The 12,229-nt window shown below is 58.1% G+C and carries 12 protein-coding genes; 9 read left to right on the top strand and 3 right to left on the bottom strand.

Going from position 1 to position 12,229, the window contains the following annotated elements:
• Positions 1-205 precede the first annotated feature (205 nt).
• The 6 genes from BCM02_RS17960 (at position 206) to BCM02_RS17935 (ending at position 4,797) form a co-directional block, all read left to right on the top strand.
• Positions 206-1,192: an ATP-binding cassette domain-containing protein gene (locus BCM02_RS17960; RefSeq protein ID WP_148930486.1), complete on the top strand. Its 987-nt coding sequence runs from the start codon at positions 206-208 to the stop codon at positions 1,190-1,192.
• Positions 1,193-1,211: 19 nt separating this feature from the next.
• Entirely contained in the window at positions 1,212-2,012 is an 801-nt protein-coding gene (locus tag BCM02_RS17955) for an ABC transporter permease (protein WP_148930589.1), read from the top strand.
• Positions 2,013-2,117: 105 nt separating this feature from the next.
• Positions 2,118-2,624: a PH domain-containing protein gene (locus BCM02_RS17950; RefSeq protein ID WP_246183434.1), complete on the top strand. Its 507-nt coding sequence runs from the start codon at positions 2,118-2,120 to the stop codon at positions 2,622-2,624.
• Positions 2,611-3,180, top strand: a complete 570-nt coding sequence (locus BCM02_RS17945; protein ID WP_148930484.1) for a PH domain-containing protein — start codon at positions 2,611-2,613, stop codon at positions 3,178-3,180. Before BCM02_RS17950 ends, BCM02_RS17945 begins: the two co-directional genes overlap by 14 nt.
• A complete protein-coding gene (locus BCM02_RS17940) occupies positions 3,177-4,043 on the top strand; it encodes a PH domain-containing protein (protein ID WP_148930483.1) in 867 nt (288 codons plus the stop codon). The genes BCM02_RS17945 and BCM02_RS17940 overlap by 4 nt, the downstream gene beginning before the upstream one ends.
• A 109-nt stretch (positions 4,044-4,152) precedes the next feature.
• Entirely contained in the window at positions 4,153-4,797 is a 645-nt protein-coding gene (locus BCM02_RS17935; RefSeq protein WP_148930482.1) for a hypothetical protein, read from the top strand.
• Between the two features lie 209 nt (positions 4,798-5,006).
• On the opposite strand, the gene BCM02_RS17930 is transcribed toward BCM02_RS17935, so the two are convergent.
• Positions 5,007-6,785 carry a fibronectin type III domain-containing protein gene (locus BCM02_RS17930; RefSeq protein WP_425466186.1) on the bottom strand — a complete coding sequence of 593 codons (1,779 nt, stop codon included), beginning with the start codon at positions 6,783-6,785 and terminating at the stop codon, positions 5,007-5,009.
• 577 nt (positions 6,786-7,362) lie between these two features.
• On the opposite strand from BCM02_RS17930, the gene BCM02_RS17925 reads away from it, so the two are divergent.
• The 3 genes from BCM02_RS17925 (at position 7,363) to BCM02_RS17915 (ending at position 10,188) form a co-directional block, all read left to right on the top strand.
• Positions 7,363-8,358, top strand: a complete 996-nt coding sequence (locus tag BCM02_RS17925) for a cell wall hydrolase (protein ID WP_148930480.1) — start codon at positions 7,363-7,365, stop codon at positions 8,356-8,358.
• Between the two features lie 174 nt (positions 8,359-8,532).
• Entirely contained in the window at positions 8,533-9,276 is a 744-nt protein-coding gene (locus BCM02_RS17920; protein WP_187434279.1) for an HAD family hydrolase, read from the top strand.
• 93 nt (positions 9,277-9,369) lie between these two features.
• Positions 9,370-10,188 carry a DUF2935 domain-containing protein gene (locus BCM02_RS17915; protein WP_148930478.1) on the top strand — a complete coding sequence of 273 codons (819 nt, stop codon included), beginning with the start codon at positions 9,370-9,372 and terminating at the stop codon, positions 10,186-10,188.
• Between the two features lie 84 nt (positions 10,189-10,272).
• Here BCM02_RS17915 and BCM02_RS17910 read toward each other — a convergent pair whose 3' ends face one another.
• Positions 10,273-11,046, bottom strand: a complete 774-nt coding sequence (locus BCM02_RS17910) for an alpha/beta fold hydrolase (RefSeq protein ID WP_148930477.1) — start codon at positions 11,044-11,046, stop codon at positions 10,273-10,275.
• Positions 11,047-11,058: 12 nt separating this feature from the next.
• Entirely contained in the window at positions 11,059-12,222 is a 1,164-nt protein-coding gene (locus tag BCM02_RS17905) for a M23 family metallopeptidase (RefSeq protein WP_148930476.1), read from the bottom strand.
• Positions 12,223-12,229: the final 7 nt, after the last annotated feature.

Genomic DNA, 12,229 nt, shown 5'->3' with positions numbered 1-12,229 from the left:
GAAACGCGCATCGTCGCCAAAGACGGGCCAGCCTTCTCGTCTTGTGACAAGCGATGCCTACGCCGACCTTCGTGCCTCCGTCTCCGGACTGAACCGGGAAACGCCGAATTAAGGTACATTGAACGTAAAGGGCTCCGATTTGTTTAACTTCCGTTTAAATTCGGCCGGTAAGATCACCTTATCAACGATTACAGGAGGAACCAAGATGGTACGGAAACAACAAGGAGAATGGGCGGTCGAGGCGCGCGGGCTGGTCAAGACGTTCGGCGACAATCGCGCGGTAGACGGCGTCGATCTGAACGTGAAGACGGGTTCGATCTACGGGGTGCTCGGCCCGAACGGGGCGGGCAAGACGACGACGATTCGCATGCTTGCGACGCTGCTGCGACCGGATGCGGGCTCGGCCCGGATCTTCGGCCATGACGTGGCGAAGGAGTCGCACATCGTCCGGCAGCTGATCGGGGTGACGGGCCAATACGCGTCCGTCGACGAATCGCTGAGCGCGACCGAGAACTTGATCATCTTCTCGCGGCTGCTCGGACTCGGACGCGCCGAATCGCGGAAGAAGGCGCAGGAGCTGCTGGAGGAGTTCGGCCTGACGGAAGCGGCGAAGCGTCCGCTCAAGAACTTCTCCGGCGGGATGCGGCGGCGGCTGGACCTGGCGGCGAGCTTGATCGCGCAGCCCCCGCTTATTTTCCTCGATGAGCCGACGACGGGGCTGGATCCCCGGACAAGGACGCAAATGTGGGAGACGATCCGGCGGCTCGTCAAGACGGGCTCGACCGTGCTGCTGACGACGCAATATCTAGAGGAGGCTGACCAACTGGCCGACCGGATCGCGGTCATCGACCGCGGGCATGTCGTCGCGGAAGGGACGGTCGACGAACTGAAAGCTTCGGTCGGCACGTCGTCGCTGCACGTGAGCGTTCTTCGGCGCGAAGAGCTGGAGACGGCTCGCGGCATCGTGGAGCGGGTGCTGGGCGTTTCGTCCAGTCTCGTGCCGGAGGCGGCCACGATCACCGCGCCGATGGCGGATGCCGATTTGGTGACGGATCTCCTGGTGGAGCTTCGCGCGAGAGGGATCAAGCTGGCGGAGATGAGCGTGCAGAAGCCGACGTTGGACGAAGTGTTTCTCACGATTACCGGGCACGGCGCGACATCCACGGATACGACGAAAGCGGAGGGGAATTAACATGAATCAACAATCGATCATGACGGCCGGCGTTGCCCGGCCGCTGCGCCAGCGCGCGAGCCTCGGACAGACGATCCGGCATTCGCTGACGATGGCCTACCGGGGCTTGCTGAAGATCAAGCGCACGCCCGAGCAGCTTTTCGACGTGACGCTGCAGCCGATTATTTTCACGCTGATGTTCACGTATATTTTCGGCGGCGCCATCTCCGGCGACGTGCAGAGCTATCTGCCCGTCATCATTCCCGGCATTCTCGTGCAAACCGTCATCGGCACTTCGATCGTCACCGGCGTCCAACTGCGCGAAGATATGGACAAAGGCGTGTTCGACCGGTTCAAATCGCTGCCGATCGCGCGCATCGCACCGCTGGCGGGCGCACTGCTGGCCGATACGATCCGCTACACGATCGCGACGGTGCTGACGTTCGCGATGGGCTACATCATGGGCTACAGACCGGACGGCGGTCTTGACCACGTGGCGCTCGCCGGGCTGCTCGTGATCGTCTGTTCCTGGTCGGTCAGCTGGATCTTCGCGTTCTTCGGCGTCATCGCCCGTACGGCGTCCAGCGTGCAAGGCATCTCCATGCTCGTCTTGTTCCCGCTAACGTTCCTCTCGAACGCCTTCGTGCCGGTCGAGACGATGCCGAACTGGCTGCAGTGGTTCGTCAACGTCAATCCGATCTCTCACCTTGTCTCGGCCGTCCGGGATTTGACGAATGCGGGTACGGCCGGCTCGGACCTGGCCATCGCGCTGATCGGGGCGATCGCGATCGTGGCGGTTTTCGCGCCGCTAACGGTTAGGGCCTATATGAAGCGGACGTAGCCGGTCCATGAACAAGCAGCCTGAAGCGGGCTGCTTTTTTTCATGCAACTGGAACCGCTAGAATTGCTTGCGCGAAACGGCCGTATTAGAATGAGAGTACTTTACTTGACGGGAAGGGAAGCGGGAGAGGCGACAGAGGAGAACACGTGGGAGAAGCTCGATACGAGGGTCACGGAAGCGAACCGGATCGCGGGCGTCATCGCATCGGTCGTCTACGCCGCGATCGTGCTGACGCTCGTCGCGCTTACGGTCCGGTTCGGCTGGCCGTGGTGGATTGCGGCGGTTGCCGGCGCATTGGCCGCGGCGGCGATTCCGGTCGAACTTTTCCTCGCGCCCCGTTTCGCGTACCGGACATGGCGCTACGCGCTGCATGAAGAAGAGATCGAGCTGCTTCACGGTTTTTGGTTCCGGTGCAGGACGTTGATTCCGTATGCCAAAATTCAGCACGTCGATGCGAAGCAGGGACCGATCATGCGCAAATACGGCTTGTTCGCGATCACCTTCTCGACCGCAGCGGGCAGTCATCGCATTCCGGCCTTGGCCGAGCAGACCGCCGATCGCGTACGGAGACAAATCGCCGCGAAAGCGAGGATTGCCGATGAACGGCTCTAACGAACGCGCGGCGGGCGCGGGCAGACGTTTGCATCCCGTATCGATGCTATATTTTATCGGCAAAGGGATGAAGGAGCTGTACGGCTGGCTGCCGCTTATTCCCGTCCTGGCGCTATCCGCCCCCAAGGTGTTCGGTCCCGGCGCGAACCGGCTGGCCGTGGCGTCCGTCTTGGCCGGGATCGCCGTCCTGGCGCTTCTGGCGATGGCTTGGGTGCGATGGCGCAAATTCGTGTACCGGATCGATGCGAACGGCGTGTATGTAGAGCATGGGTTATGGATTCAAAATCGACTATGGATTACGAAAGAGAGCGTGCAGTCGCTGGATGTTAAAACGGCCGTATACGACCGTCAATTCCGCTTGGTAACTCTGCATGAACGGCGCGAGGAGAAGGCGATGTCTGGCGCTAACGTAATACAGGACAGGGGATTGACGGCCTCGCAAGCGGACCTAGAGGGTGGGAACGGCGGTATCGAGAACAGCTCAACGGCGATCGCGAGAAATCTAGGCAGGAGAGAACTGCTGCTGCATAGTACGACGTCGGATAAATTCGGGTGATCCTGCTGCTGGCGTCGGGCGGCATGGGCAAGCAATGGGACAGTTGGCTGGCCGATTCGTCCGCGCGGGACTTCTTCGCGCATCGGCTCGGCGCGGCAGGCATCGGGATCGCGGCGCTGCTCCTCCTCTTCCTTTGTTGGATCGTGGCGGTCGCGGCGACCTATCTCACCGATTACGGGTTCGAGGTGCGGCTGCAGGACGAGAAGCTCTATATCGCCAAAGGGCTGCTGGAACGCAAGCAATTCACGCTGCGCCGGGACCGGATCCAAGCGGTGCATCTCGTCGAAGACGCCCTGCGAAGACCGTTCGGACTAGTCGCGATTCGGCTCATTATCGCCGGCGCGCAAGAAAACAACGAGAAGACGACGGTGCTTTTCCCGCTCATGAAAGAAGCCGATGTGGCCGATTTTCTGGCGCAATTCCTGCCTTCCTACGCCTATGAGAAGGACTGGTCCGTCTTGACGCGTTCCGCCAGGCTAAACTACGTGTTCACCCCTGTTTTCATCTGCGCGTTGCTCGCGATTCCGGCGATGATCTGGATTCCCGGAGGCTTCGGTTGGCTGGCGCTGCTCCTGCCGGCTTTCGCCTGGTGGGCGGGCGAATCGTCGTACCGGCAGACCGGTTGGGCGATGCGGGACGGCCAGCTTTCCGTACGCACAGGGTTGTTCGCGCGCCATCGGATGCTAATCCCGAAGCGCCGCGTCCAATGGTATCAGGTGACCGAGACGCCCCTTCAGCGCAAGCGAGGGACCTCTTCCCTGAAGCTTGCGCTCGCTTCGGGCAAGGAGGGCAAGCCGCTCGGCATCGCGCACTTGCCGAAGCCGCAGGCAGAGGCGATCGAGCGCTTGTTGTCGCGTCGCTAGAGGACGTATTGCGATTTCCAGAATAGGGCATTGCCGGTCAAAGTTTGTTAGCGCTTGCTAGACGGCTTGATCGGTCCGATGCTATACTGGATTACGGGTGAAGCAGACGATGAATAAGGAAACGACGAACGAAGAAATCGGGGAAAACCAAGAGCAAGAGCAAGATCAAGCGGCCAAAGCGCAAGAGCAATTAGGCGAGTTGGTAAAGGCGGTTTTCCATAACGGCCTTGTCGCATTGAAGACGCACTTCGAGGATGTCGAAGGACAAGTCGTGAACCAAGAGGTTTACGGACCGGTATTCATGTATCAAGTGAAGGACGATTCGGACAACGCGTACGTGACCGGCTTTTTGCTTCGCGAGCTGGTGGCGCGATTCCAATCGGGCAAGGATCCCGCCTCGTGGCTGGCCTCCTTCTTCTACGAGCTCATGAAAACCCCAGGCGGCAAAATGCTGCCAAGACCTCCTGCCAGTGAAGACGAAGCGAAAGCGATGATCGACAACGTGCTCGTGCCGCAATGCATGGCGGCGGTGCGCGAGGAGTTCGATGGCCTGGACGTGCACGTCGGGCTTCAGTGGCATAACGAATACGGTCCGGTATTCGAATCAGGCTTCCCGGAGATCAAGGACGGCAACAACGTGTGCGCGGTTCCGCTCCATCTGCTGCTGACGCAAATGCTCCTTAACCGGGACCCGTCGGAAATCATCATTCAAGGGTTGTACAATATTCGCAAAGAACACGGGCTGGAATCATAACCGGGAAACACGCCGAACAGGCGTGTTTTTTATTTGTCATTAACCGTCCCGTCAAGACTAACGCTTCTCCGCTGGAACGCATCGAGGAAGAGAGTTGTGCGGCTGAATGTAATGCGGCTGCCATTGAATCGCGGCAATAACAGCAATAACATCGAGCATAAGAAAGATCACGAGTCACCGACTCGTGATCTTTCTTATGTGTCATCCGTCTAGGCCTTGAGCAGCCATAGCGCAGGCACGTTCGGCGGTTCCCAGCCTTGCAGCGACGTATGCGGCTGCCTGCAGGTATACGTTTTGCCGCCGTACGTGACCTCGTCGCCCGCTTTATAGCTGACGGCTAACGCCCACGGACGCGCCCCGGCGGTATCGGTCGTCGCGCTGACGACGGCCGCCGCCGAACGGTTGCCGGCCGCATCGAGCGCCGTAACGGAGAATATGTACGCCGTGCCCGGATTCAGGCCGCTCAGCGTCGCGGTCGTTCCGGAGACGTTCGTCGTGACGCCGCCGTACGCGACGGCATAACCGGCCACGCCGACGTTGTCGGACGACGCGCTCCAGCCGAGCGATACGGTGGTCGACGTTTTGCCCGTCACGGTCAAATTACTCGGCATCGACGGCGCGGTCTGATCCGTCGAGGCGATTGCGGTGCGGACCGTCACGGGACCGCTGGACGGAGAGACGTTGCCGGCGGCGTCCTTCGCCGCGACCGTGAACGTGTAGTTGGTATCCGGCGCAAGACTCGTGATCTGCGCCGACGTGCCGGTTACTTCTTTCGAGACCGAGCCGTACTTCACCGTGTAACCGGTCACGCCAACGTTGTCGGTTGACGCGTTCCATGCGAGCGAGACGGTCGTGGACGACTTCGCCGACGACAGAAGGCCGGCAGGCGCGCTCGGGGCTTGCGTATCCGGCGTCGGCGGGACGATCGCGTTCAGATAGGCACGGTGTTTCGACGAGAACTCGAAATTGTTATACTTATCCCAGTTGATCGACCACGTCATCAGGCCGCCCAAATTCGGATAACCGGTTGCGCTTCCGCGCGTCTTGTAACTGGTCAATTGTTTGCCTTTAATGAGCGCGTCGAGCGCCTTCTGCACCTCGGCGACCGGGGTGAAGCCGCCTCCCGCGTTGTTGTTGGCCGGCAGTCCGAGCAGCACCTGCTCCTGCCGAAGCGGCGGGAAGAAGTGGTTCGCGTTCTTCGCGACCGGGAAGCCGGTCAGCACCATATCGGCCATCGCGACGTGGAAGTCGGCGCTGCCCATCGTGTGGTATTGGTCGTCGAGGCCGGTAATCGGACCGGAATTGTAGTTCTGCACCTGCAGCCAATCCAGAATGTCCCTCGTGGCATGGATGACAGGCAGGTAGGCGCCGGCCCGCGCGTCGCAGCTGATGCAGCTGCCGCCGTAGAACTGGTAGCCGAGCTGGACGAAGAATGTCTCGGGCGCCATCGTCAGCGTGAATTTGTCCGTCCCGAAATAACCGTTGATGTTCTTCAGCGCGTCGATCAGATTCACGATGACCGGCGTCGTCGGATTGCGGAAGTCGGCGTCTCCTTTGTTGAGATAGAGCGAATGGCCTTCGAAATCGACGTCCAACCCATCGAAGCCGTACTTCTCGATGATGCTCTTCACGGAATTGACGAACGCGTCGCGCGCGGCGGTCGTCGTCAGCTGCACTTGGCCGTTGGCGCCGCCGATGGAGATGATCACCTTCTTGCCCTTGCTCTTCAAATAGGCGACGTCCGCTTTGAAATCGGCCTCCGTATAATCGAAAGGCGTAAAGGCGATGTTGCCCGCAGCGCCGGAGGGCTCGGCGAACGAGACGTTGACGACGTCGAAGTCCGGCGAGACGTCGCGCAGACGGACGAAGCCCGAACCGTTGTCGAAGTTGTGCCAGTAGCCGACGATTTTGTAGCCGCCGGCCGGAGAGGCCCACGCCGTCGGCACGGTAGACGGGGCGAGTATGGCGGCGGGTAAGCTAGCGGCCAATAATGAAGCGGATAGAGAGAGGATGCCGATCGTACGCTTGAAGCGAAATGGGTTCATAACAAAGACCTCCTTACCGGAATCAGACTCGATTATGAAGCGCTTTCAATTCGGGACAAGCCTCCTCTCCGGCGCAAATAGGGGGGATCAAGCTCGGCTAGCGTAGGAATGTCGCCCCGAATGCGGCCTATCTCGATTTTCCCACCCGCTTGCGGGTCGTTGAAGGGGGAAGTTTCGCGTGTACAGGGGGAATATCATTTCAATGGCTGTCAATCGTTACGCAAGCTTTGTCCGCAAGGACAAAAGCGTGCCCAACTCGAAAGCAACCGCATTCCACAACCCATCGTGCCAGCACGAAAACGGGAGTCCAGAGGGCGGAGCCCTTGGAGCCCCTCGGCGGAGGGGTTGGGGAAGTGTCCTTTGGGGGAGGGTGAAAAATGAGGAGTTTTTCATAAATCAATGTCAAGAAACCGTTAATTCTGAGAATTTGTTAATCCTACGGCGCAGGTGGGCTATGCTATAATTTCCGAGAGAAGCACGCCCGGGAGTTATTACATCATGAAGAACGTGGGAGGTACACATGATCAGAGAAGGCAAATCAACGGTTTGGCTGATGAGCGTCATGGTTCTGGGGTTACTTCTGCTAAGTTTCGGTCCGATGAGCGTCGTATCCACCGCGGAAGCGGCAGCCGAGCATCTAGCAACGATCAAGGTGAACGGCAAGACGGCGAAGCTATCCGATCCCGTCCTGGTGCAAGACGGCAGAATGTACCTGCCGGCGGCTAGAATCGCCGCATTGGCCGGAGCGGAAGCAAGCTGGGATAATGATAATGAAGAGTTAACGATACATACGGCAGTGAACGATGAGGTCGTGATCGGCAATGGAGTTCCGGTCGTATATTTCAACGATTCGCGTTTTCGTATGGATGCGCTTCCATTCACGCGGGACGGAAGGTTGTATGCGCCGCTTCGCGAACTGGCGGAGCTGCTCCATGCCAGCTTCCAGAGCAGCGCGGATGGCGACGCGATCGAAATCAACGTCGAAGCGCAGAAGGTCGTGGCCGACGGTTACGGTTTGAACGAGATTAGCAAGGAAACGGGCATCAGCGCAGCTCAGTTGGTCAAGCGCAACGGGTTGGTTTCCCAGGCCGCGGCCAAGAACGGCACGAAGTTGAAGGTCGTCATGCCGTCGTTCCTCGATAAGCCGGCCGCTCCTTATACGGAGGCGGACCTGACGCTGCTGGCCAAGATTACGATGGTCGAGGCCGGGTATGAGAGCTACGAAGGTCAATTGGCCGTGGCGAATGTCATTATGAACCGGGTGAATAATCCGGCATTCCCGGATACGATTAAAGGCGTGATCTACGCGGGCAAGCAGTTCCCGCCGGCGCATAACGGCCTGCTCGACAAGAGCAAACCGCACGCAAGCGCATATCGCGCCGCCAAGGACGCGTTGAACGGGAAGAGCATCGTCGGGGATGCGGTCTATTTCTTCAATCCCGCCCGAGCCAAAGGGTCGTACTTTTCCAGCATGGACGTCGTGGCCACAATCGGCAATCATAGTTTTGCCCAATAAGAAGAGTCCGCTGCGGCCTAGAGGCTGCGGCGGACTTTTGCTTTGTACGCTTCCAGTTACCGAATAGGCTCTAGCAGGCAGCCTTCATCATCAAATACTGGTTTTATATGGTAATATAATCATATGCTGATGAGTGACAGATGGCCGATTACCAATGGAATGGAGGCATGCCAGATGAAATCCATTCGTCTTATTCTGTTCGATCTTGACGATACGCTCGTGCATTTCGATGATTATTGGGAGATCAGCGTGAAGGAAACCTTCGCGCAATATCCGCTCACCTGTCAATACGATGCCGATGCGTGTTTTCGCATTTTCGACCGCGTGGACCGCAAGCTCGTCGAGCTGCTGGACCGTCAACAGATGACGATCGACGATTATCGGCTGCAGCGATATCTGATGACGATGGAGCAGTTGGGCAATGCATCGGAAATCGATGCAGCTCTCGCCTTTGAAAGGCTGTATCAATCGATCGGCAAGCGCAACATGAAGCCGGATGCGAAGGTGAACCAATTGATCGCCGAGCTTGGCGAACATTACAACTTAGGGATTATTACGAACGGCAGCCAGGGGTGGCAGCGCGATAAGTTGGAAGCGATCGGTCTTCGCGAAGCATTCCCGCAACCGTATGTTTATATCTCCGGCGACATCGGGCATGAGAAGCCAAGCCAAGCGATCTACCGGCATGTGCTGGAGCAGGCGTCTTTATCGCCAACAGAGGTGCTCGTCATCGGAGACTCGTGGGAGAATGACGTCAACGGCCCGATGAAAGAAGGGATGCAGGCGATCTGGTTCAACCCCAAGAAAAAGCCGATCTCGGTCCAAGCTCCCCGGCCGCTGGCGATGATCGAGCATCTGGAGGAACTTCGCGCTTTGCTGCTGCCGATGCAGGCGGTCGTGAACATTCGGCAGTCATAGCCGGCTGCGCGTGATGAATACGCCAAGAAAGGTATATTGATCAAGCGTGCAGCCATACGAATGGGGGGAGAAGCGAAGGAGGGATGCGACTAGATGACGAACGGGTTCGTCGTACGTTCATTGGAAGAAGTACGGTTTTGGTCACGCATCATGAAAGAGCATTCGTTATTTCTAAAGCTCGGATTTCGCAGTGAAGACACGCAATTGATTCAGGAGGCCAATGGATTTTACGCGATATTCGAAAACATTGAAAACAAATCGCACGCTTATACATTCGATGTCGATCCTGCCGTGATTAAAAGATTCAACGAAGAAGTCCATCAAGCGGTATCTCATATCTGGGTCTTCAAAAGAAAGGTGCTCGGTTTGATCCTCACGTGCAAGCTCCCGGGAGCGAACAATTTTCCCTTATTAGTCGATCACGTGAGCAGGGAGGCCAATTACTTTAGAAACCGGCTGGCGGAACTGAATACGGGCAGGTTAGAACCGTTGCCGGATGCCATCATTGACGAGAACGTCTTCTTCTTAAGAATCATGGCGGATCATGCGAAATTCATCAGCCACCTGCTTGATCCGTCGGAACGCAAGCTAATCGAGCAGGCCAACAACTTCAGTCAAGAATTCGACCAACTCTTATTCCAAGCAAGAGACTTGGAGTCCATGCGTCCGCAATCGCAGACGCTGCCTTTGCTGGATCAGTTTTTAGATCAGAACAGAGTATCGGTCAAATCGCTCCGGGACTTCAAGAAAACGGCTCGCGAGTTAATCGAAGCGTGCAGGATCAAGAGCATCATTCATCCTTTATTGGCCGACCACGTATTCCGGGAAGCGGAGCATTTCCTGTTTATTATCGATATGTTCGAGCACAGCTTGACCGGCAAACCGGTGCCGAAGATGCATCCCATGGATTAAGACGTAATCAGCGTAAAAGAGGTTGCCGGCTTACCGGCAGCCTTTTTGCGTCTAGCAATGAAAATGGCATCCACGGTTGTAACTTTATTGCGGGGTTCGGCTCAGCTCCCGCGCGGCCGCGACGCAGTCGGCGACGGCCTGCCGGACCGTCTCCGGTTCCGTCATCTGGGGGAAGTGCCCGCTGCCGAACGCAATGCGCTGCTCGCCTCGGCCATTCATCCGCGCGTAATCCAGTTGGTTGCGTTGGCGGATCGCGAACGCGTCCTCCGGCATCATCGGCGGCCGTTTGCCGCCGGAGAGCACGATGAGCGGCACGTCGGGGAAGGGGCCGGCAGCGGCGATCTGCTTCGCCGTCTCCTCCACGAAGTGGGTCTCCGACCATTGACGGTCGGGGAAGAAGCGGTCGAACATGCCGAGCATCCGGTTCAGCCCCTTCACGACCGCGCCTTGCGTCTGATTAATGATGAGATCTTCCGGATGGCTCGCTTCGAGCAGCACGACGCCCGCAATCTCATCCGGGTGCAGGCGCGCGAATAGATTGGCGTACAGTCCGCCGAGCGAATGGCCGACGAGCACGTAGGGCGGCGAGATGCCGAGTTTCTGCAGCAGCTCGCGAAGCGTCGCCACGATGGTTCGGCCATCTTGCGGACGGTCGGGCTTGGCGCTGCCGCCGACGCCGAGCCGGTTGTACGCCAGCGTGCGGGTATGGCCGGCCATCTCGTGAAACGTCCGCATCCAGCCTTCGATCGGCCCGCTGCCGCCATTAATCAGAATAACGGCAGGCGAACCCTCGCCGGATAAGGCGTATTCCATTGTGCCGACGCTCGTTTGAATTTTCGACTTCGAAATGGGTTTCATGGTGGCACCTCGTTATGGGGATGGCTTCACGCCGGTTAGGGTATTTCCGCGCACGGGTTTCGCGCCGCTCTGGAAGGAGACGGGAATGGTTGTCGCAATGTCCTCCACTTCCGATGGCGGCGACACTTGAAAATGAATATGCGCCTCGGAGGAATTACCGGAGTTCCCGCACTGTCCGATCACTTGTCCGGCGCGTAACCGATCCCCTTCTTGAACGACGATGGAGCCGTTCTTGAAATGGGCGATCATGCTGAATTCGCCATTCTCGTGACGGATGATAATCATATTGCCCGCCGGCTGTGCTTCGTTCATTTGGCCTACAGGTTCATTATCGGGGATGCCGTCGACGACCGCAACCACGACGCCGTCCGCCGGCGCCAGGACGTTCTGACCGAACGCGAAATAGCTCTCGTTCTTGGTCGGGTCGCCTTGATAGCTGAAGCCGTCCCGCTCGACGATCAGATCGTAGGCGTAACGGACTTGCTCGTGCTCGTAATGATAGTTCAGGAACGTGTTATGTCCGCCCCAGAACACGAGCCAATCTCCTTCGAACGGCGGCTGAAACTTCGTCTTCGAGTAGGCGGCGTCGGTCGCGGGGAATGCCGGAAGCTCCAGAATTTGAATGCCGGCGATCATGGACTTGTCGTCGAGCGTCGCGCTCAGTCCTTTCGTTCCCTCCGGGTTCGCCCAAACGAAATGCTCATATCCGTTCAGCCGCATATCGCTCGTCAGCTCGAAGGACGTCATGTTCGCGGTGAACGACTTGCCCATGGAACGAAACTGATCGAGCGTCACGGCCTTCTTCAGATCGTCGCTGAACTGGGCATACATCCGTTCATATTCGCCGACCAGCAAGCTGTCCGCGACGTCTTTGCCGCCGATTCTCCGCAAGGTTTCTTTCGATTCCTCCGTATTGCCGGCTCCGTCGACTTCCTGCGTGCCGTTGACCGCTGGCTCCGTCGTTTGCTGCTGTTCGCTCACCGTATTCTCCTCCTTCGCGGGTCCGTTCTCTCCCGTACATCCAGCCAGCAGCAATCCGGCCGCGAGCAGCGGTACCGCGAATTTGCCGGCGTACGCTAGCATGTTCCTCGATTTCCCGAAATACAGGAATTTATTAGTTTCACCTGTATCAATCATCCTGTATTTCTCCGGAACGAGTCGTTTCGCTTTGATCATGGCGCGT

It is taken from the genome of Paenibacillus methanolicus, from assembly GCF_008124765.1.
Taxonomy (GTDB): domain Bacteria; phylum Bacillota; class Bacilli; order Paenibacillales; family Paenibacillaceae; genus Paenibacillus_Z; species Paenibacillus_Z methanolicus.
This window is presented reverse-complemented; position numbering and strand designations above follow the sequence as displayed.

Bases quoted from the DNA above. Each gene is read 5' to 3' on its own strand.
- BCM02_RS17915 (WP_148930478.1), top strand. From the start codon at position 9,370: ATGACGAACGGGTTCGTCGTACGTTCATTGGAAGAAGTACGGTTTTGG.
- BCM02_RS17955 (WP_148930589.1), top strand. From the start codon at position 1,212: ATGACGGCCGGCGTTGCCCGGCCGCTGCGCCAGCGCGCGAGCCTCGGA.
- BCM02_RS17925 (WP_148930480.1), top strand. From the start codon at position 7,363: ATGATCAGAGAAGGCAAATCAACGGTTTGGCTGATGAGCGTCATGGTT.
- BCM02_RS17935 (WP_148930482.1), top strand. From the start codon at position 4,153: ATGAATAAGGAAACGACGAACGAAGAAATCGGGGAAAACCAAGAGCAA.
- BCM02_RS17960 (WP_148930486.1), top strand. From the start codon at position 206: ATGGTACGGAAACAACAAGGAGAATGGGCGGTCGAGGCGCGCGGGCTG.
- BCM02_RS17905 (WP_148930476.1), bottom strand. From the start codon at position 12,222: ATGATCAAAGCGAAACGACTCGTTCCGGAGAAATACAGGATGATTGAT.
- BCM02_RS17920 (WP_187434279.1), top strand. From the start codon at position 8,533: ATGAAATCCATTCGTCTTATTCTGTTCGATCTTGACGATACGCTCGTG.
- BCM02_RS17910 (WP_148930477.1), bottom strand. From the start codon at position 11,046: ATGAAACCCATTTCGAAGTCGAAAATTCAAACGAGCGTCGGCACAATG.
- BCM02_RS17945 (WP_148930484.1), top strand. From the start codon at position 2,611: ATGAACGGCTCTAACGAACGCGCGGCGGGCGCGGGCAGACGTTTGCAT.